10 protein-coding genes and 1 tRNA gene are annotated in these 24,102 nt (G+C 36.2%); 4 read left to right on the forward strand and 7 right to left on the reverse strand.

Annotation, left to right across the window (positions count from 1 at the left end):
* The first annotated feature begins 3 nt into the window (after positions 1-3).
* The 4 genes from ACZ2G2_RS01840 to ACZ2G2_RS01855 all read left to right on the forward strand — a co-directional run bounded on the left by ACZ2G2_RS01840 (position 4) and on the right by ACZ2G2_RS01855 (position 4,590).
* Positions 4-597 carry an alpha-ketoglutarate-dependent dioxygenase AlkB family protein gene (locus tag ACZ2G2_RS01840; RefSeq protein ID WP_470393706.1) on the forward strand — a complete coding sequence of 198 codons (594 nt, stop codon included), beginning with the start codon at positions 4-6 and terminating at the stop codon, positions 595-597.
* A 400-nt stretch (positions 598-997) separates the two neighbouring features.
* Positions 998-1,921: an alpha/beta hydrolase gene (locus ACZ2G2_RS01845; RefSeq protein WP_470393708.1), complete on the forward strand. Its 924-nt coding sequence runs from the start codon at positions 998-1,000 to the stop codon at positions 1,919-1,921.
* A gap of 611 nt (positions 1,922-2,532) precedes the next feature.
* Positions 2,533-3,840 (forward strand): DUF819 family protein, encoded by a 1,308-nt coding sequence (locus ACZ2G2_RS01850; protein WP_090838984.1) that lies wholly within the window; start codon positions 2,533-2,535, stop codon positions 3,838-3,840.
* A gap of 51 nt (positions 3,841-3,891) precedes the next feature.
* Positions 3,892-4,590, forward strand: a complete 699-nt coding sequence (locus ACZ2G2_RS01855; protein WP_282069600.1) for a DUF4369 domain-containing protein — start codon at positions 3,892-3,894, stop codon at positions 4,588-4,590.
* Positions 4,591-4,710: 120 nt separating this feature from the next.
* Here the strand turns inward: ACZ2G2_RS01855 and ACZ2G2_RS01860 are convergent.
* The 7 genes from ACZ2G2_RS01860 to ACZ2G2_RS01890 all read right to left on the reverse strand — a co-directional run bounded on the left by ACZ2G2_RS01860 (position 4,711) and on the right by ACZ2G2_RS01890 (position 24,003).
* Positions 4,711-4,784 (reverse strand) — tRNA-Thr (locus ACZ2G2_RS01860).
* Positions 4,785-4,842: 58 nt separating this feature from the next.
* Positions 4,843-5,112 (reverse strand): hypothetical protein, encoded by a 270-nt coding sequence (locus ACZ2G2_RS01865; protein ID WP_470393711.1) that lies wholly within the window; start codon positions 5,110-5,112, stop codon positions 4,843-4,845.
* 94 nt (positions 5,113-5,206) lie between these two features.
* A complete protein-coding gene (locus tag ACZ2G2_RS01870; protein WP_090838978.1) occupies positions 5,207-5,617 on the reverse strand; it encodes a 6-pyruvoyl trahydropterin synthase family protein in 411 nt (136 codons plus the stop codon).
* Complete coding sequence (gene idi / locus ACZ2G2_RS01875) at positions 5,598-6,137, reverse strand: isopentenyl-diphosphate Delta-isomerase (RefSeq protein WP_090838976.1); 540 nt, start codon at positions 6,135-6,137, stop codon at positions 5,598-5,600. The genes ACZ2G2_RS01870 and idi overlap by 20 nt, the downstream gene beginning before the upstream one ends.
* 124 nt (positions 6,138-6,261) lie before the next feature.
* Positions 6,262-8,175 carry an OmpA family protein gene (locus tag ACZ2G2_RS01880; RefSeq protein ID WP_470393713.1) on the reverse strand — a complete coding sequence of 638 codons (1,914 nt, stop codon included), beginning with the start codon at positions 8,173-8,175 and terminating at the stop codon, positions 6,262-6,264.
* 21 nt (positions 8,176-8,196) lie between these two features.
* Complete coding sequence (locus tag ACZ2G2_RS01885; protein ID WP_470393715.1) at positions 8,197-9,132, reverse strand: PorP/SprF family type IX secretion system membrane protein; 936 nt, start codon at positions 9,130-9,132, stop codon at positions 8,197-8,199.
* 72 nt (positions 9,133-9,204) lie between these two features.
* Positions 9,205-24,003 (reverse strand): SdrD B-like domain-containing protein, encoded by a 14,799-nt coding sequence (locus ACZ2G2_RS01890; protein ID WP_470393716.1) that lies wholly within the window; start codon positions 24,001-24,003, stop codon positions 9,205-9,207.
* Between the last annotated feature and the right edge of the window lie 99 nt (positions 24,004-24,102).

Below are 24,102 nucleotides of genomic sequence, written 5' to 3' on the forward strand. Positions count from 1 at the left end.
TCTATGTTATTTTCTGAAGAAATAAAACTTAATTTACCCGATGCTGACATTAGTTACTTTCCTGGTTTTTTAGATTTAAAAGATGCCGGCAACTATTTTGATCGTTTTTTAAAAACTATTCCTTGGCAACAAGATGATATTACTGTTTTTGGAAAAACACATCCACAACCTAGACTTACTGCCTTGTTTGCTAGCAATAACAAACCCTATAGTTACTCAAATATAACCATGCAACCGCACGGCTTTACTTCCGCTTTAAGCGAAATAAAAAAACTTATAGAGCAACAAGCTGAAACCGTTTTTACAACATGTTTAGCAAATTTATATCGAGATGGTCAAGACAGTAACGGTTGGCATGCCGATAACGAAAAAGAATTGGGGAATAACCCGATTATAGCTTCTGTAACTTTAGGAGCACCACGTTATTTTAATTTAAAACATAAAGGCAACCCTAAATTAAAACACAAACTATTACTAGAGCATGGTAGCTTATTACTTATGAAAGGTGAAACGCAACATCATTGGCTGCATCAAATTGCCAAAACAAAAAGAGTTATAAAACCTAGAATCAATTTAACCTTTAGAGTTATAAAATAGATTGCTTTAGTAAAGATTTAAATTTTCAATTTTATAATACGTTTAAATAACTATTAAAAACAAAAAAGCCAAGGTCCCTCAACCTTGGCTTTTTGCTATTTGGCATTTTACATTAGTTTAAAATAAACTTAATAATGCAAATAATAATTAATTAATCCATTGAACTAAAAAGTATGTAATTTCTAGTACACTACAAACATAAAACTTATTCACGTATTTCACGTTTAAAAACAATATAAATCGATGAAACGCATTAAATTTTAACATTTACCGATTAACCAGTGTTTTTAATCGATTAAAAACACGTTTCAAAATAATAACATTCGGTTTTTTATGCCAATAATTAGATGTAAATTTGAGTATGGCATTTTATTTGTCTTAGTAGATCAAAACGCTTTATATGAAATTACACATCTTAATACTACTTGCAATAACTTCATTTTTTGCTAACGCACAAGATGCCACGCCTATTAGTCAAGATATTGCTATAAACCAGCATATTAACGGGACACTTTTAAAGCCGAGTACACCAGCTAGTACACTGGCTATAATTATTGGTGGATCAGGACCAACGGATAAAGATGGTAATCAAAATTTTCAGAAAACAAATAATATAAAAAAACTTGCTACACATTTAGCAAACCAAAATATTGCAACATTTAGATATGACAAAAGGATTGTTAAACAAATACGCAATAAGACCGTAGCTAATAATATTATGTTTGATGACTTTGTGGCAGATGCATCAGCCGTAATGACCTACTTTAAGACTAAAAATAATTATAAGCATATCTATATTATTGGTCATGACCAAGGTAGTTTAATTGGGATGTTAGCCGCTAAAGATGCTGCCGATGGTTTTATATCCATAGCAGGAACTGCTTTAAGTATTGATCAACTTATTACAGAACAAGTAGAAAAAACAGCACCGCAATTTACGGCGGATACCAAAAGAATTTTCAAACTTTTAAAAGCAGGAAAAACAACAACGGATTATCCTGTTGCCCTATCTTCTATTTTTAATATCGAAACGCAACGTTTTATTATGAATTGGATGCAATACAATCCAACAGAGATTTTAAGTACTTTGGAGATTCCTATTTTGATTACAAATGGCACAAAAGATTTACAAGTAAGTGAAGCCGAAGCTAAACTATTACATGATGCTGCACCTACATCAGAATTGAAGATTATACCAAACATGAATCACGTTTTAGTTACTATCTCTGGTGGTGATCTAGAAAATTCAAAATCTTACAACGAGTCACAAAGACCTCTATCTCCAGAGTTACTAAACTGTATTACTACGTTTATAAATCATTAATTTACAATTAGTACTAATAGAAAAAGCATCCTTAAAAAGGATGCTTTTTCATACTAACCAACCAAAAATATGATAATTACAACTCGTTTCGTTTAGGTAACCACACCTAAGTGAAAGTCTACATATATAATTACTATTACAGTAATGCAATTGTCATGCCATTTCTAGTTACAATAAACAACGTATTGTTAAAGCTTTATTAAATGTATTATATAGAAAAAGCATCCTAAAAAGGATGCTTTTTCATACTAACCAACCAATGTAATTATTACTCGTTTCTGTCTAGGTAACCACACCTAATGAAAGTCAACATATATAACTACAACTCTAATAATACAACAGTCGTGCCAATAACAACTAACTAACATTTAGGATTGTTAAAGATTTACTAAAATAATTAAATAGAAAAAGCACTCTAAAAAGAGTGCTTTTTCATACTAACCAACCAATGTAATCATTACTCGTTTCTGTTTAGGTAACCACACCTAGTGTAAGAAAGTCATCATATTTGATTACAACTTCTATAATACAAATGCTGTGCCAAACTTTATTTTATGAGCTTTAAATAACCATTTTATTTGATTATTTTGCGTTAATAATATACCAACACTATGAGTGAACCATTATTTACAAACGACACCGTTGTTTTCGGGGTACTAATGCTTGCATTAGGTTTGATTTTTTACACAGAATCTTTAAAAGGAGGCTTCTGGGAAAAATTTTATAAAATTGTACCAGGACTATTTATGGCCTATATGCTACCCGCAATACTAACAACCATTGGTTTAATAGCTCCAGAATGGGAAACTACTACAAATACCGGTACTGTTGTAGCGCATAAAACAAACTTATATTTTGTTGCCAGTCGTTACCTATTACCTGCTGCTTTAGTACTTATGACACTAAGTATTGATCTAAAAGCAGTATTTAATTTAGGTTGGAAAGCCCTGATTATGTTTTTTACAGGAACTGTAGGTATTATTATTGGAGGTCCAATAGCAATATTGCTAATATCTGCCATTTCGCCAGAGACTGTTGGGGGCGTAGGTCCTGATGCTGTATGGAGAGGATTATCAACTTTAGCCGGAAGCTGGATTGGTGGAGGCGCTAACCAAACCGCAATGCTAGAAATTTACGGTTATAATCAAGCAGAGTATGGTAAAATGGTTTTTGTTGATATAGTTGTGGCTAATGTTTGGATGGCCATACTATTAATAGGAATAGGAAAACGCGCTAAAATAAACAAATGGTTAAAAGCTGACACATCGTCTATTGAAGCTTTAAAAGAAAAAATGTCCAAGTTTACGGAAAGTGTAAAACGCAACCCAACAGTTACCGACCTTATGTTACTAGCCGCAATTGCTTTTGGAACAGTAAGTTTTGCTCATTTTAGTGCTGATAACATAGCTCCTTTTTTTGGAAGAATAATATCCGAGATCGAGTCTACAACAATAAAAAACACATTTACATTTTTAGATAGTACGTTTTTCTGGATGATAAGTATAGCAACCATTGTTGCTATTTTACTATCGTTTACAAAAGCTAAAAATTACGAAGGTGCAGGCGCAAGTAAATTTGGAAGCGTATTTATTTACATACTAGTTGCTACTATTGGAATGAAAATTGACATCAGCTCTATATTTGACAATGTAGGCTTAATAGCTATTGGGTTTGTATGGATGACTATCCATGCCTTACTATTGATAGGTATTGCTAAACTTATAAAAGCGCCTTATTTCTTTTTAGCAGTAGGTAGTCAAGCTAATGTTGGTGGTGCAGCCTCTGCTCCTATTGTTGCTTCCGCCTTCCATCCATCACTAGCCACTGTTGGCGTGTTGTTAGCTGTATTTGGATACGCTGTTGGTACTTTAGCCGCAATTGGTTGTACAATTTTAATGCAATTAGCCTCGGGCGGTTAGTATTATTGTATTTTTTAATTGATATTTGCCAACGTTAAAAACAAATTTTAGATGAAAAAAATTATTGCATTATTACTATTAGTTTCTATATTTTCTTGTGGGAATGACACTGACAAATTAACCGTAACCGGAACTGTCAAAGGATTAAAAAAAGGTACAATCTATTTAAAGAAGGTTCAAGATACTGTTTTAGTTACTATGGATTCCATAATAATAAATGGTACCTCCGACTTTAAGCTAGTTTCAGACATTACAGAGCCAGAAATGTTTTACTTATACCTAAATAAAAACACAAAAGAAGATGATCGTATCTCGTTTTTTGGAGACAAAGGGTTGACTACAATACAAACATCATTAGATAACTTTGCTTATGATGCTAAAATAAAAGGCTCAAAGCAACACGAAACTTTAGAGGAATACTTATCTATGATCAGTAAGTTTAACGACAAAAATTTAGACCTTACTAAAGCGTTGTTTGATGCTGCAAAGGATAATGATACCATTACACTTAAAAAGACAGAAACTGCTTTAAAAACCTTTACAAAAAGAAAATATTTATATACTGCCAATTTTGCTGTTTCGCATAGCGATAGTGAAGTAGCACCTTATTTAGCGCTATCAGAAATATATGATGCTAATGTCAAATACTTAGATACAATCAATAGTGTATTGTCTCCTAAAGTAAAAGCATCAAAGTATGGTAAAGAATTAAATCAATACATCCTAGATATTAAAAAATCAGAACAGTAGATTACCAATTTACACTTATAAAAAAAACCATTTAATTTATTAAATGGTTTTTTTTATGCCTTGAGTTAAAGCTTCAATTATAGGCAAAAAAAAAGCTTCTCAAATTGAGAAGCTTTTTAGAGCCGATGGAGGGACTCGAACCCACGACCTGCTGATTACAAATCAGCTGCTCTAGCCAGCTGAGCTACATCGGCAAAAGAGTTGGCAAATATAATACTAACTATTACATTGGCAAACTTTTTTTCAAATAAATTATCCTAATTTATTTATTCTTTCAATCAACGCACGTCCTTTAACCTCAAGGTCAGACTTAATACCATTAAAATGAGCCTTCTTATTTTCTTCAACTTTTGTGTTTAATTTAGAAATAAGATCGTCAAATGTCTCAATAGCGTCATCTATAATTGCTTCACTTTTAGAATTGTCCTTATCAGTGTTTGAATATTCCCAAACGTATACTGCTTCAATAATATCTCCTAAAACGTAATTAATGTCTTTTTTTAGGTCTCTTTTATTTGCCATAACTTTTTAATTTAATTAGCTGCAAAGCTACATATAAAGTTCGAAATTAAAACTATTTATATGCATTTTAAAGCCTTTATTTATATTAGATAGATTATTTGCCAGAATAACTAACAAAGTTTCTTGGTGTTTCGTACAACGTGACCTCTAGCTCTAAGTTAGATTTAAGTTTTGCCTTTATTTTATTATAGATAACCACAGCTATATTTTCTGCTGTTGGGTTTAAATCTTTAAACTCCGGTACATCTAAATTTAAATTTTTATGATCAAAAGCATCTTCGACTTCAGCCTTAATAATATCCTTTAAAATCTTGACATCTATAACAAACCCTGTTTCTTGATCTATTGCTCCAGTAACACTAGCTATCAATTCGTAATTATGACCATGATAGTTTGGGTTATTACATTTCCCGAAGATCTCGTTATTTTTTTCAAAAGACCAATCTTTACGATACAATCTATGCGCTGAATTAAAATGTGCTTTTCTACTTACTGTTACTCTCATGATTGATATTTATAAATTCATAAAACTTATCAAATATTATTTTAAACCAAGCCGTATATAGTTCTGGTTGATTAATAATATCCGACTTAACATCTTCTAATGGCATCCATTTCCAAGCCTCTACTTCTTCTTTATTAATGTTTGGGTCTTCTTGATAATACCCAACCATAATATGGTCTAATTCGTGCTCTGTTAAACCGTTATCAAAGGGTGCTTTGTATATAAAAGATGTTTTCTCTTCTAGTGTGGTTGCAAACCCCATTTCTTCCATTAAGCGTCTAGTACCAGCTTGTATATTACTTTCTCCTTCTCTTTGATGACTGCAACATGTATTAGTCCATAATCCTGGAGAGTGGTATTTACTTAATGCTCTTTGTTGTAACATTAATTCGTTTTGATCATTAAATACAAATACTGAAAATGCTCTATGAAGCAGCGCTTTTTCATGCGCTTCCATTTTAGGCATCAATCCTATTTGCTCATCAAACTCATTTACTAAAATTACGTTTTCTTCTTTCATTAATTATAATTAATACACAAAGTTAATACTTAGATAATTGAAAAATTTATTTTAAATAGAATTTAATAAAAAAAAGCACCTCTAAAAGAGGTGCTTTTTTTACTATGATAAATAAACTTAAATACTATCTGTTGATAATAATAAAGTTACTTCTTCTATTCCAATCATGTTCGTCTTCGGTACATTTTACACCGTTACTACATCTGTTTACTAACATTGTTTCTCCATAACCTCTACCTTCTAATCTATCAGCAGCAATACCACCTTCCTGGATTATGTATTGTTTAGTTGAAACGTTTCTTCTGTTAGATAATGCCCAGTTGTAATCATCTGTTGCTCTTGAATCTGTATGAGACTGAACATCGATTCTTACTGAAGGATATTTTCTCATGTAATTAATTACTTTCCATAATTCAACTTCAGCATCTGCTCTAATGTTAGACTTGTCAAAATCAAAGTATATTGGATTTAAATCTAACACTTCTACTAAGTCCATACCAACTTCTGCAGGTTTTGTAGTTTCTGGTGTTAAGTTAAGTTTTAAAACCACATCCTCTTTCTTCTTAGGATTAACTAAGAATGTTTGATCCGCTTGAATATAACCATCTTTAGATGCTATGATATTATACTTTTGTTTGTTACATGGTCCTTCATAACTGAATGCCCCATTTTGATCAGAAGTTAAGTTTTGTACTTCAACTCCTTTTTCGTTTATAACTACAACACTTGCGTAAGGTATAATAACGTTAGTCAATTTGTTTACTGTTGTACCAGAGATTAATTGCGTACAGAATGTTCTAGTAAACTTATAAATATCATCATCTCCTTTTCCGTTATATCTATTAGAAGTTAAATATCCTGTGTTAGAAAACTCGTCAATAATAAACTCAAAATCATCTCGAGAACTATTTAAAGGCTTCCCTAAGTTTACTACTTCATGATTAACATCATCAAGCTTAGTCATAAAAATATCTAAACCTCCTAATCCTTGGTGTCCATCAGAAGAAAAGTAAAGTGTTCCGTTGTTACTGATATAAGGAAAATTTTCTCTTCCTTCAGTATTAATATCTCCACCTAAATTAACTGGTTCTCCGTAAGCACCATCTTCTAAGATATCAACATAGTAGATATCAGACTTACCATGAGTACCTGGCATATCACTAGCAAAATATAATTTAGTTTCATCTAAACTTAATGCTGGGTGAGCTACATTGTATTGGTTATTATTAAATGGCATACTAACTACATTAGTCCATGCACCATTAATAAATTCAGCTTTAAAGATTTTTAAACCATTAACTTTTTCATCACTTTTTTTAACTTTACCCTTGAAATAGTTATTTCTAGTAAAGTAAATTGTGTTTCCATCTTGAGTAAATGAAGTAGAAGACTCGTGAAACTTCGTGTTTAATTTAGCAGAAAATGGTGTTACATCATCAGCTTCGTTAACTGAATAATACAAATCTAAAAATGGTTGTTCATTCCACTTGTATAATTTACCTTCCCCTCTTGATGAAGCGAAAACAATTCCATCTTTGAAAAAAGAAGTACCGAAATCAGAAAAACGAGAGTTTAAATCTAAATTTTCTAATTCGAAATCTCCTGAAAGCGCTTCAATAGCTTCTAAATAATTTGGTGATTTAGAAAATAATATTGCTCTAGAATCTTCCGGCTTATAAGTAGCAAACTTTCTCATGTTTACGTTAGCATTCTCATAGTCTCCAATTGCTTTTAAACTCATTGCATATCGGTAGTAATACTCATATTCTACAACTGCATCTAATTTAAATAACTCTCCGTACCATTTAGAGGCATCCTCCATCTGAGTATTGAAATAATAAGAGTTAGCTAACTTTTTGTAAACCTCTGGTGTCTTATTTCCTTTCTCTACTAGTTTCAACAATTCTTTTGTTGTTTCTATGTAAGAAAGTTTATCGTACTTTTTATCTGTACTAGAAGAGATACCATCATCTTGTGCAAATGAAAAGGTAAATGTTAGTAAAATGATTAAAGTAGAAAGTATATATTTATTTTTCATAATCTATATTGTCTATATATATTAAAAGAATCTTGGTGATAAAATCTTAGTAAGATCTCTTGGTTCAAATCTTAAAAACACTTCAAAAGAACCTGAATTAAATTGTGTTTGACCTAAATCTGTCACTTCTCTATCATATCCAAACCCTAGCATTAAGCTATCCGAAACTTGGTATCCTAAAAGCCCACTTAATGCTGCAGACCAACGGTATGCTAAACCAACAGTAAATTTCTCTTTATATAATGCATTTACAGTTAAATCTGCTTGTAATGGTGCTCCAGTTACAGCTTTCATTAAGAATGCAGGCTTTAATTTTAAGTCTGTATTAATATCAAATACATAACCTCCAATTAAATAAGCATTCATTCTTTCTGTCGCTTGAGATAAAGAAGCTTCATCAAAATGCTTTGTTTCTAATAAATTAGGAACAGATAAACCTAAGTACCACTTGTCTGCGCTACGGTAATATATACCAGCACCTACATTTGGCGAAAATTTGTTTTCGATATCCGTTTGTAATAATGGATCCCCAGCATTATATTGATTCAATTCAGAATACTTAACATCTAAAAAGTGACCACCGGCTTTTAAACCTAAAGATAACCTTCCTTTATCCGATGTATTAATAGTATATGAAAAGTCAACATCAACATAAGTTTCTTGTGTTGGTCCAATTCTGTCATTTACAACAGATAAACCTAAACCTACCTTACCGTCTTCTCCTCCAATAGGTGAATGGATATTGAACGTACCAGTATCTGGCGCACCGTCTAATCCAACCCATTGCGTACGGTATAACAATAACGCACTTAAACCATCTCTAGACCCTGCGTAAGCCGGGTTTACACTCATAGTGTTATACATATACTGAGTAAACTGAGCATCTTGCTGGGCAGAAACATCTATAAAGCTAAAAGCACTTATAAGAGTTACTAAAATTAAAATTTTATTTTTCATTATAAATAGGGTATAATTATTCTTTAATTAGAGATAGCCATTTGAAAGGCTATCTCTTTTTTTTATTAATTATTATCGTTGGATATATAAGTATCCAGCTCTTGATTTAGTTTCACCTGACTTATTATACTCAATAGTATAGAAGTAAGTTCCTACTGGTAATTGCTCATCAACTTGAACATTTACTCTACCATTAGACTCTCCTTTAAAGAAGTTTCCATTTTGAGCGTATCCTGACGTTTCATATACAATAACTCCCCATCTGTTATAAATCTTAACAGTATTTTCAGGGTAAAGCTCAATGTTTCTTATAATAAACACATCGTTTTCACCATCTCCGTTAGGCGTAACCGCATTAAATATTTCAAGATCATCTTCAGAAGGCGCTGCGTTGTTTACATCTAAGTAATCTGGTAAACCATCACCATCACTATCTACTGCATCATCACCGAATCCGATACCATCTTCATTAGGGTCTGGATACTCATCTGGAGTTAAAATTCCATCATTATCATCATCCGTATCTAAGTAATCTGGAATACCATCTCCGTCTGTATCATCGTTAGTTGGATCATCATCTCCCGTAGGATCTATATCACCATCAGAATCATCAGTATCAGCATAATCTTCGTTAATAGTATCTACACCATCATTATCATCATCAGTATCCATCCAGTTAGGTATACCATCTCCATCTGTATCTCCTAAAGGAAATTCTTCACCGTTTGGTACATTATCCATATCACAATCTCCTGCTAACCATTCCATAGATTGAGGAACTGTAGTACTTGATGTAATAAAGTCACATGGGTTTTGAGGATCAGTACTATCTTCTAATTCTGTTCCGTTAACTACACCATCTCCATCACAATCAATTGCTTCCCAAGCTGCAGATACTATTGAAATATCTTGACTTGTTGCTAAGTAATCACAAGGATCTAATGCATCTGTTCCGTCTATTTCTTCTTGACCATTACTTACTCCATCACCATCACAATCCGCATCAAGGAATACTGAATCTTGAGCTAAAGTAATACTTCCTAATAAATAATTACAAGGATCATTAGGATCTGTTAAGTCTAAAGCTTCTTGTCCGTCAATTACTCCATCTCCATCTGTATCAGGATCTGTAGGATCAGTCGTGTTTCCTGCTGGATCAGCTGGTGTAGATAGATCATCTACTCCTGTAACTTCTTCAACATCTAATAAACCATCCATATCACAATCTGCTCCAGAATCAATAGTCAATGTAACACTTGCTACTACATAGTCACATGCATCATTAGGATCTGTTCCATCTAAAGCTTCTTGTCCATCTGTTACTCCGTCTCCGTCTGTATCTGGATCTATAGGGTCAGTTGTGTTTCCTGCTGGATCAGCTGGTGTAGATGGATCATCTACTCCTGTAAGCTCTTCCGCATCTGTTAATCCGTCCATATCACAATCTGCTCCTGAATCAATAATCAATGTAATACTTGCTACTACATAGTCACATGCATCATTTGGATTTGTTCCATCTAAAGCTTCTTGTCCATCTGTTACTCCATCTCCATCTGTATCAGGATCTGAAGGATCAGTTGTATTTCCTGCTGGATCAGCTGGTGTAGACGGATCATCTACTCCTGTAACTTCTTCAACATCTAATAAACCATCCATATCACAATCTATTGCTGCTGTGATTACTTCTGTCACATCTGCTACGTTATACTCACAAGCATCATTTGGATTTGTTCCGTTTGTAACTTCTGTTCCGTCTAACACACCATCTCCATCTGTATCAGGATCTGTTGGGTCTGTTCCGTCATCTGTTGTTGGATCTCCATCTGGTCCGTTGATCTCTTCTGCATCAGTTAATCCATCCATATCACAATCTGTTGTTGCTGTGATTACTTCTGTAATATCTGCTACATTATACTCACATGGCTCATTTGGATCTGTTCCATTTGCAACTTCCGTTCCGTCTAACACACCATCTCCATCTGTATCAGGATCTGTTGGGTCTGTTCCATCATCTGTTGTTGGATCTCCATCTGGTCCGTTGATTTCTTCTGCATCAGTTAATCCATCCATATCACAATCTGTTGTTGCTGTGATTACTTCTGTAATATCTGCTACGTTATACTCACATGGATTGTTTGGATCTGTTCCATTTGAAACTTCTGTTCCGTCTAACACACCATCTCCATCTGTATCAGGATCTGTTGGGTCTGTTCCATCATCCGTTGTTGGATCTCCATCTGGTCCGTTGATTTCTTCTGCATCAGTTAATCCATCCATATCACAATCTGTTGTTGCTGTGATTACTTCTGTAATATCTGCTACGTTATACTCACATGGATTGTTTGGATCTGTACCGTTTGCAACTTCCGTTCCATCTAACACACCATCTCCATCTGTATCAGGATCTGTTGGGTCTGTTCCATCATCTGTTGTTGGATCTCCATCTGGTCCGTTGATTTCTTCTGCATCAGTTAATCCATCCATATCACAATCTGTTGTTGCTGTGATTACTTCTGTAATATCTGCTACGTTATACTCACATGGCTCATTTGGATCTGTTCCATTTGCAACTTCCGTTCCGTCTAACACACCATCTCCATCTGTATCAGGATCTGTTGGGTCTGTTCCATCATCTGTTGTTGGATCTCCATCTGGTCCGTTGATTTCTTCTGCATCAGTTAATCCATCCATATCACAATCTGTTGTTGCTGTGATTACTTCTGTAATATCTGCTACGTTATACTCACATGGATTGTTTGGATCTGTTCCATTTGCAACTTCTGTTCCGTCTAACACACCATCTCCATCTGTATCAGGATCTGTTGGGTCTGTTCCATCATCCGTTGTTGGATCTCCATCTGGTCCGTTGATTTCTTCTGCATCAGTTAATCCATCCATATCACAATCTGTTGTTGCTGTGATTACTTCTGTAATATCTGCTACGTTATACTCACATGGATTGTTTGGATCTGTACCGTTTGCAACTTCCGTTCCATCTAACACACCATCTCCATCTGTATCAGGATCTGTTGGGTCTGTTCCGTCATCTGTTGTTGGATCTCCATCTGGTCCGTTGATCTCTTCTGCATCAGTTAATCCATCCATATCACAATCTGTTGTTGCTGTGATTACTTCTGTAATATCTGCTACATTATACTCACATGGCTCATTTGGATCTGTTCCATTTGCAACTTCCGTTCCGTCTAACACACCATCTCCATCTGTATCAGGATCCGTTGGGTCTGTTCCATCATCTGTTGTTGGATCTCCATCTGGTCCGTTGATTTCTTCTGCATCAGTTAATCCATCCATATCACAATCTGTTGTTGCTGTGATTACTTCTGTAATATCTGCTACGTTATACTCACATGGATTGTTTGGATCTGTTCCATTTGCAACTTCCACAGAGTCTAAAACACCATCTCCATCTGAATCCATATCTACTGGCGCGAATCCATCATCTGTTGTTGGGTTATCACCTTCTACTACAGTAATTGTTTCTGGATCTGAATCCGTTGTTGTTAATGTATCTGTAATTTCTGCTGGTAACGTTGTTTCGTCAACATCAACTACAGTATCCCCTACTGGAATGTCTGTTGCTTCCCAAATACCATCTGCATCTGTTGTTACTGTTGTTTCGTTTCCGTCAACATCTGTAATAACTACATCTACTCCTGCAATTCCTTCTTCTCCTGGATCTTGTACTCCATCTCCGTTGATGTCTTCAAATACAACTCCTGTTAAATCTCCTACTGCTGGTGCAAATCCGTCATCTGTTGTAGATGTTACTCCGTCTACTACTGTTACTGTTTCTGGATCTGAATCTGTTGTTGTTAAAGTATCTGTAATATCAGCTGGTAATGTTGTTTCATCAACATCAACTACTGCATCTCCTAATGGAAGATCTGTTGCTGACCATGAACCATCTGCTATTGTTGTTACTGTTGTTTCGTCTCCGTTAACATCCGTAATAACTACATCTACTCCTGCAATTCCTTCTTCACCTGCATCTTGAACACCGTTATTGTTGGTGTCTTCAAATACAACTCCTGTTAATCCTGAAGTTACTGGTGCAAATCCATCATCTGTTGTTGGGTTATCACCTTCTACTACAGTAACTGTTTCTGGATCTGAATCCGTTGTTGTTAATGTATCTGTAATTTCTGCTGGTAAAGTTGTTTCGTCAACATCAACTACAGTATCTCCTACTGGAATGTCTGTTGCTTCCCAAATACCATCTGCATCTGTTGTTACTGTTGTTTCGTTTCCGTCAACATCTGTAATAACTACATCTACTCCTGCAATTCCTTCTTCTCCTGGATCTTGTACTCCATCTCCGTTGATGTCTTCAAATACAACTCCTGTTAAATCTCCTACTGCTGGTGCAAATCCGTCATCTGTTGTAGATGTTACTCCATCTACTACTGTTACTGTTTCTGGATCTGAATCTGTTGTTGTTAAAGTATCTGTAATATCAGCTGGTAATGTTGTTTCATCAACATCAACTACTGCATCTCCTAATGGAAGATCTGTTGCTGACCATGAACCATCTGCTATTGTTGTTACTGTTGTTTCGTCTCCGTTAACATCCGTAATAACTACATCTACTCCTGCAATTCCTTCTTCACCTGCATCTTGAACACCGTTATTGTTGGTGTCTTCAAATACAACTCCTGTTAATCCTGAAGTTACTGGTGCAAATCCATCATCTGTTGTTGGGTTATCTCCTTCTACTACAGTAATTGTTTCTGGATCTGAATCCGTTGTTGTTAATGTATCTGTAATTTCTGCTGGTAAAGTTGTTTCGTCAACATCAACTACAGTATCTCCTACTGGAATGTCTGTTGCTTCCCAAATACCATCTGCATCTGTTGTTACTGTTGTTTCGTTTCCGTCAACATCTGTAATAACTACATCTACTCCTGCAATTCCTTCTTCTCCTGGATCTTGTACGCCATCTCCGTTGATGTCTTCAAATACAACTCCTGTTAAATCTCCTACTGCTGGTGCAAATCCGTCATCTGTTGTAGATGTTACTCCATCTACTACTGTTACTGTTTCTGGATCTGAATCTGTTGTTGTTAAAGTATCTGTAATATCAGCTGGTAATGTTGTTTCATCAACATCAACTACTGCATCTCCTAATGGAAGATCTGTTGCTGACCATGAACCATCTGCTATTGTTGTTACTGTTGTTTCGTCTCCGTTAACATCCGTAATAACTACATCTACTCCTGCAATTCCTTCTTCACCTGCATCTTGAACACCGTTATTATTAGTGTCTTCAAATACAACTCCTGTTAAATCTCCTACTGCTGGTGCAAATCCGTCATCTGTTGTAGATGTAACACCATCTACTACTGTTACTGTTTCTGGATCTGAATCTGTTGTTGTTAAAGTATCTGTAATATCAGCTGGTAATGTTGTCTCATCAACATCAACTACTGCATCTCCTAATGGAAGATCCGTTGCTGACCATGAACCATCTGCTATTGTTGTTACTGTTGTTTCGTCTCCGTTAACATCCGTAATAACTACATCTACTCCTGCAATTCCTTCTTCACCTGCATCTTGAACACCGTTATTGTTGGTGTCTTCAAATACAACTCCTGTTAATCCTGAAGTTACTGGTGCAAATCCATCATCTGTTGTTTCTGTTGCTACACCTTCTAATACCGTTACTGTTTCTGGATCTGAATCCGTTGTTGTCAATGTATCTGTAATTTCTGCTGGTAACGTTGTTTCGTCAACATCAACTACAGTATCTCCTACTGGAATGTCTGTTGCTGTCCATGTTCCGTCTGTTCCTGTTGTTACTGTTGTTTCGTTTCCGTCAACATCTGTAATAACTACATCTACTCCTGCAATTCCTTCTTCTCCTGGATCTTGTACGCCATCTCCGTTGATGTCTTCAAATACAACTCCTGTTAAATCTCCTACTGCTGGTGCAAATCCGTCATCTGTTGTAGATGTTACTCCATCTACTACTGTTACTGTTTCTGGATCTGAATCTGTTGTTGTTAAAGTATCTGTAATATCAGCTGGTAATGTTGTCTCATCAACATCAACTACTGCATCTCCTAATGGAAGATCTGTTGCTGACCATGAACCATCTGCTATTGTTGTTACTGTTGTTTCGTCTCCGTTAACATCCGTAATAACTACATCTACTCCTGCAATTCCTTCTTCACCTGCATCTTGAACACCGTTATTGTTGGTGTCTTCAAATACAACTCCTGTTAATCCTGAAGTTACTGGTGCAAATCCATCATCTGTTGTTGGGTTATCACCTTCTACTACAGTAATTGTTTCTGGATCTGAATCCGTTGTTGTTAATGCATCTGTAATTTCTGCTGGTAACGTTGTTTCGTCAACATCAACTACAGTATCTCCTACTGGAATGTCTGTTGCTTCCCAAATACCATCTGCATCTGTTGTTACTGTTGTTTCGTTTCCGTCAACATCTGTAATAACTACATCTACTCCTGCAATTCCTTCTTCTCCTGGATCTTGTACGCCATCTCCGTTGATGTCTTCAAATACAACTCCTGTTAAATCTCCTACTGCTGGTGCAAATCCATCATCTGTTGTTGCTGATGTTCCATCTACTACTGTTACTGTTTCTGGATCTGAATCTGTTGTTGTTAAAGTATCTGTAATATCAGCTGGTAATGTTGTCTCATCAACATCAACTACTGCATCTCCTAATGGAAGATCTGTTGCTGACCATGAACCATCTGCTATTGTTGTTACTGTTGTTTCGTCTCCGTTAACATCCGTAATAACTACATCTACTCCTGCAATTCCTTCTTCACCTGCATCTTGAACACCGTTATTGTTGGTGTCTTCAAATACAACTCCTGTTAATCCTGAAGTTACTGGTGCAAATCCATCATCTGTTGTTGGGTTATCTCCTTCTACTACAGTAATTGTTTCTGGATCTGAATCCGTTGTTGTTAATGCATCTGTAATTTCTGCTGGTAACGTTGTTTCGTCAACATCAACTACAGTATCTCCTACTGGAATGTCTGTTGCTTCCCAAATACCATCTGCATCTGTTGTTACTGTTGTTTCGTTTCCGTCAACATCCGTAATAACTACATCTACTCCTGCAATTCCTTCTTCTCCTGGATCTTGTACGCCATCTCCGTTGATGTCTTCAAATACAACTCCTGTTAAATCTCCTACTGCTGGTGCAAATCCGTCATCTGTTGTAGATGTTACTCCATCTACTACTGTTACTGTTTCTGGATCTGAATCTGTTGTTGTTAAAGTATCTGTAATATCAGCTGGTAATGTTGTTTCATCAACATCAACTACTGCATCTCCTAATGGAAGATCTGTTGCTGACCATGAACCATCTGCTATTGTTGTTACTGTTGTTTCGTCTCCGTTAACATCCGTAATAACTACATCTACTCCTGCAATTCCTTCTTCACCTGCATCTTGAACACCGTTATTGTTGGTGTCTTCAAATACAACTCCTGTTAATCCTGAAGTTACTGGTGCGAATCCATCATCTGTTGTTGGGTTATCTCCTTCTACTACAGTAATTGTTTCTGGATCTGAATCCGTTGTTGTTAATGTATCTGTAATTTCTGCTGGTAACGTTGTTTCGTCAACATCAACTACAGTATCTCCTACTGGAATGTCTGTTGCTTCCCAAATACCATCTGCATCTGTTGTTACTGTTGTTTCGTTTCCGTCAACATCTGTAATAACTACATCTACTCCTGCAATTCCTTCTTCTCCTGGATCTTGTACGCCATCTCCGTTGATGTCTTCAAATACAACTCCTGTTAAATCTCCTACTATTGGACTATTCTCAAAGTTGTTATCTGCATCAACTTCTCCTGCTGTTACTGTTACTGGAATACTTCCATCTGTTGTGTCTGTATTTGCTACAGTATCACTATCATCTGTTGTATCGCCATCAACTACTGTTGTATCTGCTGGTGTTGTTTCTGTAACTACATACTCTCCTACTGGTACATCTGTAAATTCATATGTTCCATCAACTCCTGTTGTTACTGTTGGATCAACTGTTGCTGCATCGCCATCATCTAATGTTACTACGATTCCTGATACAGGATCGCCATTCTCATCTACGATTGTTCCGCTTACACTTCCTGGTGCTGGACTATTTTCAAAGTTGTTATCTGCATCAACTTCTCCTGCTGTTACTGTTACTGGAATACTTCCATCTGTTGTGTCTGTATTTGCTACAGTATCACCATCATCTGTTGTATCGCCATCAACTACTGTTGTATTTGCTGGTGTTGTTTGATCTATTGTATAGTCTCCTACTGGTACATCTGTAAATTCGTATGTTCCATCAACTCCTGTTGTTACTGTTGGATCAACTGTTGCTGCATCACCATCATCTAAAGTAACTACGACTCCTGATACAGGATCGCCATTCTCATCTACGATTGTTCCGCTTACGCTTCCTGGCGCTGGACTATTCTCAAAGTTGTTATCTGCATCAACTTCTCCTGCTGTTACTGTTACTGGAATACTTCCATCTGTTGTGTCTGTATTTGCTACAGTATCACCATCATCTGTTGTATCGCCATCAACTACTGTTGTATTTGCCGGTGTTGTTTCTACTATTGTATATTCTCCTACTGGTACATCTGTAAATTCATATGTTCCATCAACTCCTGTTGTTACTGTTGGATCAACTGTTGCTGCATCGCCATCATCTAATGTTACTACGATTCCTGATACAGGATCGCCATTCTCATCTACGATTGTTCCGCTTACACTTCCTGGTGCTGGACTATTCTCAAAGTTGTTATCTGCATCAACTTCTCCTGCTGTTACCGTTACTGGAATACTTCCATCTGTTGTGTCTGTATTTGCTACAGTATCACTATCATCTGTTGTATCGCCATCAACTACTGTTGTATTTGCTGGTGTTGTTTCTGTAACTACATACTCTCCTACTGGTACATCTGTAAATTCATATGTTCCATCAGCTCCTGTTGTTACTGTTGGATCAACTGTTGCTGCATCACCATCATCTAAAGTAACTACGACTCCTGATACTGGATCACCATTCTCATCTACGATTGTTCCGCTTACGCTTCCTGGTGCTGGACTATTCTCAAAGTTGTTATCTGCATCAACTTCTCCTGTTGTTACTGTTACTGGAATACTTCCATCTGTTGTGTCTGTATTTGCTACAGTATCACCATCATCTGTTGTATCGCCATCAACTACTGTTGTATTTACTGGTGTTGTTTGATCTATTGTATAGTCTCCTACTGGTACATCTGTAAATTCATAGGTCCCATCAACTCCTGTTGTTACTGTTGGATCAACTGTTGCTGCATCGCCATCATCTAATGTTACTACGATTCCTGATACAGGATCGCCATTCTCATCTACGATTGTTCCGCTTACACTTCCTGGTGCTGGACTATTCTCAAAGTTGTTATCTGCATCAACTTCTCCTGCTGTTACTGTTACTGGAATACTTCCATCTGTTGTGTCTGTATTTGCTACAGTATCACTATCATCTGTTGTATCGCCATCAACTACTGTTGTATCTGCTGGTGTTGTTTGATCTATTGTATATTCTCCTACTGGTACATCTGTAAATTCATAGGTCCCATCAACTCCTGTTGTTACTGTTGGATCAACTGTTGCTGCATCGCCATCATCTAATGTTACTACGATTCCTGATACAGGATCGCCATTCTCATCTACGATTGTTCCGCTTACACTTCCTGGTGCTGGACTATTCTCAAAGTTGTTATCTGCATCAACTTCTCCTGCTGTTACTGTTACTGGAATACTTCCATCTGTTGTATCTGTATTTGCTACAGTATCACCATCATCTGTTGTATCGCCATCAACTACTGTTGTATCTGCTGGTGTTGTTTCTGTAACTACATACTCTCCTACTGGTACATCTGTAAATTCATATGTCCCATCAACTCCTGTTGTTACTGTTGGATCAACTGTTGCTGCATCGCCATCATCTAATGTTACTACGATTCCTGATACAGGATCGCCATTCTCATCTACGATTGTTCCGCTTACACTTCCTGGTGCTGGACTATTCTCAAAGTTATTATCTGCATCAACTTCTCCTGCTGTTACTGTTACTGGAATACTTCCATCTGTTGTGTCTGTATTTGCTACAATATCACCATCATCTGTTGTATCGCCATCAACTACTGTTGTATCTGCTGGTGTTGTTTGATCTATTGTATATTCTCCTACTGGTACATCTGTAAATTCATATGTTCCATCAACTCCTGTTGTTACTGTTGGATCAACTGTTGCTGCATCGCCATCATCTAATGTTACTACGATTCCTGATACAGGATCGCCATTCTCATCTACGATTGTTCCGCTTACACTTCCTGGTGCTGGACTATTCTCAAAGTTGTTATCTGCATCAACTTCTCCTGCTGTTACTGTTACTGGAATACTTCCATCTGTTGTGTCTGTATTTGGTACAATATCACTATCATCTGTTGTATCTCCATCAACTACTGTTGTATCTGCTGGTGTTGTTTCTGTAACTACATACTCTCCTACTGGTACATCTGTAAATTCATATGTCCCATCAACTCCTGTTGTTACTGTTGGATCAACTGTTGCTGCATCACCATCATCTAATGTTACTACGATTCCTGATACAGGATCGCCATTCTCATCTACTACTGTTCCGCTTACGCTTCCTGGTGCTGGACTATTCTCAAAGTTGTTATCTGCATCAACTTCTCCTGCTGTTACTGTTACTGGAATACTTCCATCTGTTGTGTCTGTATTTGCTACAGTATCACCATCATCTGTTGTATCGCCATCAACTACTGTTGTATTTGCAGGTGTTGTTTCTACTATTGTATATTCTCCTACTGGTACATCTGTAAATTCATATGTTCCATCAACTCCTGTTGTTACTGTTGGATCAACTGTTGCTGCATCGCCATCATCTAATGTTACTACGATTCCTGATACAGGATCGCCATTCTCATCTACGATTGTTCCGCTTACACTTCCTGGCGCTGGACTATTCTCAAAGTTGTTATCTGCATCAACTTCTCCTGCTGTTACTGTTACTGGAATACTTCCATCTGTTGTGTCTGTATTTGCTACAGTATCACCATCATCTGTTGTATCGCCATCAACTACTGTTGTATTTGCTGGTGTTGTTTCTGTAACTACATACTCTCCTACTGGTACATCTGTAAATTCGTATGTTCCATCAACTCCTGTTGTTACTGTTGGATCAACTGTTGCTGCATCACCATCATCTAATGTTACTACGATTCCTGATACAGGATCGCCATTCTCATCTACAACTGTTCCGCTTACGCTTCCTGGTGCTGGACTATTCTCAAAGTTGTTATCTGCATCAACTTCTCCTGTTGTTACTGTTACTGGAATACTTGCATCTGTTGTGTCTGTATTTGCTACAGTATCACCATCATCTGATGTATCGCCATCAACTACTGTTGTATCTGCTGGGATTGTTTCTACAACTGTATATTCTCCTTCTGAGACATCTGTAAATTCATATGTTCCATCAACTCCTGTTGTTACTGTTGGATCAACTGTTGCTGCATCACCATCATCTAAAGTAACTACGACTCCTGATACTGGATCACCATTCTCATCTACTACTGTTCCGCTTACGCTTCCTAAACAAGCATTTACTAAATCATTTGTAGAATCACCAACTGTTTGACCTGCATTAGCATCTACATCACTAGGTACACCTGTAGTAGAATCTACAGTTCCTGTTAATTGACCATTAGCATCTACATTTGTACTATCTAAAGATCCACCACCTTCAATAGCATCTGGACAAGTATCTCCATCACTATCATTATCTAAGTAATCCGGAATATTATCTCCATCTGTATCTTTACTTGTACAACCTTCTTCAAATACAATTGTATAAGAACCACCTGTATTTACTGGATCATAATATTTAATAGCAATTTGGTCTATTGGTCCATTAAAAGTAATAGTAAATGCATTATTTACATTTTGACTAGAACCAATTTCACAAGCTGGACCGTTTGTAGTAAAAACATTACCACTCTTAGCTAAACAAGATCCTAATACATCAACTGTATATGGTACAAAAACACCATTATTAAAACCTTCAAAAATCATTGTATCTGTCTGGTCAATATCCCAAATAGTTACTGTTTGATTAACTACCAATTCAGAGAAACTATAAGTATCTGACATAACTTGAGCAGTACTATTAGAGAAAACACCATGTTTAATTCCAATTGCAGCTCCAGTATGACTATTATTTATATCATTCTCATCTTGTGTAGCTCCTCCTGTAAAAGATTGCGCCAATGTTAAAGTAGCACCACCAACTGTAAGGTTAGCAGCATTAGCATCAACTATAGAATTAATACTACCATCTAAACTAGTTAAATCTATAGTAGAACATAAATCTGCTATTCCTTCATTAGCATCAGTAATACCATCATTATCATCATCTAAATCACAACCATTAGGTACGCCATCACTATCAGAATCTAAACTATCGTTAGAACCTTCACATATATCAAGACTATCCACAACACCATCTCCATCTGAATCACATTGACCATTTGGATCTGAAGGTGTTCCGTCTATAGAACCTCCAATAGATTGACCATTAGTAGTATTTACATTATTTGCTACCCCAGTTGTAGTATTAATAGTACCGTTTAAAGTACCATCACTATTTACACTAGTTAAAGCAATATTGTCACCACCTTCTACAGCATCAAAACAACCATCATTATCTGAATCAGTATCCAAGTAATCCGGTGTACCATCATTATCTGTATCTAAACTTTTACATGCAGATAAAATAAATTCGATACCATCCGTACCTGTTCCGAATAAACCACCTTGTACAAATTGTAAGGTAAAAGTTGAAACCTCCCCATTAATTTGCATTGTACCAGCAGCTGTTCCATCAGAATTGTTTTGAGTTGCTTCTTGGGTATGTGATAAATCAGCATCTGTATTATTTCCTGAATCAAAAACGGTAGTTGCTGTTGTACTAAAATCAGACGTTCCTGATAAAGTAGTCCATGTTAAACCGTTTTGTAATGTTACAATTGCAGTATTTTGTGTTGTAACGCCATCCGTACCTCCAACTCTATCTAAATAAATTATTGGATTAGTAACTGTAACTGGATTACCTAAAGCATCTACATAATTAACAGTTAATGTTCTATCCCATACATAACTGTTTTGTAGTGATGCTGCACCTGCTAAATTTTCTGTCCAAAATGAACCGTTAGAAAAAGTCCCTGGAGCAAACACAAAATCACTAGGACTAGTAGGATTATCAGTAGTTACTTGAGCAATAATTCCGTTTCCAAAATCATAAGAAGCTGTATTACCAGCAATAACCCATGTTCCAGATAAAACTTGAGAAGCACAAGTGCCTTCATTTGCATCTAAAATACCATCATTATCATTATCTAAATCACAACCATTAGGCACACCATCATTATCAGTATCAACAGTATCATCCGATCCTTGACAAATATCACTACCGTCTAAAACTCCATCGTTGTCTCTATCACATTGTCCGTTTGTATCAAACGCTGTATCATCTTGAGACGTTCCAAGCGTTTGACCTGTAGTTACATTTACATTATCTGGCACACCAGTTACAGCATCAATAGTTCCATCTAATTTACCATTAGCTAAAACTTCACCTATAACTATAGCATCACCACCTTCTAAAGCATCATAACAACCATCGTTATCAGAATCGTAATCTAAATGGTTAGGGATTCCGTCACCGTCAAAATCATAAACATCTGGCACTCCGTCTCCGTTAGCATCAACATAATCAGTTAAGCTACCATCTCCTGTACCATTATCTACTGTATCCTTCCAGTTAGGTATACCATCTCCATCTTCATCAAAACTCGGAGAAAAACCATTTGCTTCATCAATATCTAAAATACCATCATCATCGTCATCTAAATCATCGATATCACTAAATCCATCACCATCTTCATCTGGTAAAGAAAAGATAAATAATTTACCATCCCCATGATCACTACTTGTAGCCGTTATTCTTACATCCGTAATAATAGACCCTTGAGGAGCAATATCATTAACGTAAAAAAGAGCGATACCTATAGTACCACCATTAGTAACAACCACTCTATCACTTAACCAATAATCAGCAGCACCAGTTGGAGCCGTAATTGTACCTACTGTCCCAAAACTACTACTAGTTCCAGTACCACCATGTCCGTACCATACTCCACCTTGAGGATTTACAAAAGTAGAACCTAAAGATTGATTAGCACCTCCACCTACTGGCGTACCAAAAAACTCAATATGATAACAATTATTAGCATTACGCTCTGTAATGGCAATAATGCTTCCAGAAGTACTAGGTATTCCAGGAGAATAAGAAAATGTCTGCTTTTGAGCAACTAATGTTGTTTGAACTGCTGCAAAATTATCGCAAATAGCCTCACCGTTATTAGAAGTTTCAAAAAAGTGATTCAAGTTTTTATCTTGAAACGCGGACAGAGCCGAAGCATCCCAAGTTGGACTTGCACTTGTAGATTCTACTACAGTGTTGTTCTCCCAAATTCTATTAGCAGCATCTCCACCAGTAGCACCTAATTGTGTCATTTCATAAGACTGAGCAATACCAAAGTCTACAAAAACACGACCATCCACAGTAATACTTTGGATAGTAGCAGGATCATTTAGTGTTGTTTGCACATCACTCCACTGAAAAGAAACACCACTTTGTATACTTGGTGCATTAGTCTGCGAAAACAGACTAGAAAAAGAAAATAAAGTAAACACTAAAAATGTAAGTGATTTTACTTTAGAGAATCGAGTAAAGATTTTCATGTTGTTGAGGGTAAAATTATTTTATAATCAATTTTTTTTGGGATAATACTTTTAAATGAGGGTTAAACCACATTGGGGACAAATGTAAATACTTAAAGA

The organism is Olleya sp. KKT75 (assembly GCF_055635485.1).

Excerpts from the sequence above, each read along its gene's own strand:
- ACZ2G2_RS01840 (WP_470393706.1), top strand. The coding sequence starts at position 4 with ATGTTATTTTCTGAAGAAATAAAACTTAATTTACCCGATGCTGACATT.
- ACZ2G2_RS01845 (WP_470393708.1), top strand. The coding sequence starts at position 998 with ATGAAATTACACATCTTAATACTACTTGCAATAACTTCATTTTTTGCT.
- ACZ2G2_RS01850 (WP_090838984.1), top strand. The coding sequence starts at position 2,533 with ATGAGTGAACCATTATTTACAAACGACACCGTTGTTTTCGGGGTACTA.
- ACZ2G2_RS01855 (WP_282069600.1), top strand. The coding sequence starts at position 3,892 with ATGAAAAAAATTATTGCATTATTACTATTAGTTTCTATATTTTCTTGT.
- ACZ2G2_RS01865 (WP_470393711.1), bottom strand. The coding sequence starts at position 5,112 with ATGGCAAATAAAAGAGACCTAAAAAAAGACATTAATTACGTTTTAGGA.
- ACZ2G2_RS01870 (WP_090838978.1), bottom strand. The coding sequence starts at position 5,617 with ATGAGAGTAACAGTAAGTAGAAAAGCACATTTTAATTCAGCGCATAGA.
- idi (WP_090838976.1), bottom strand. The coding sequence starts at position 6,137 with ATGAAAGAAGAAAACGTAATTTTAGTAAATGAGTTTGATGAGCAAATA.
- ACZ2G2_RS01880 (WP_470393713.1), bottom strand. The coding sequence starts at position 8,175 with ATGAAAAATAAATATATACTTTCTACTTTAATCATTTTACTAACATTT.
- ACZ2G2_RS01885 (WP_470393715.1), bottom strand. The coding sequence starts at position 9,132 with ATGAAAAATAAAATTTTAATTTTAGTAACTCTTATAAGTGCTTTTAGC.
- ACZ2G2_RS01890 (WP_470393716.1), bottom strand. The coding sequence starts at position 24,003 with ATGAAAATCTTTACTCGATTCTCTAAAGTAAAATCACTTACATTTTTA.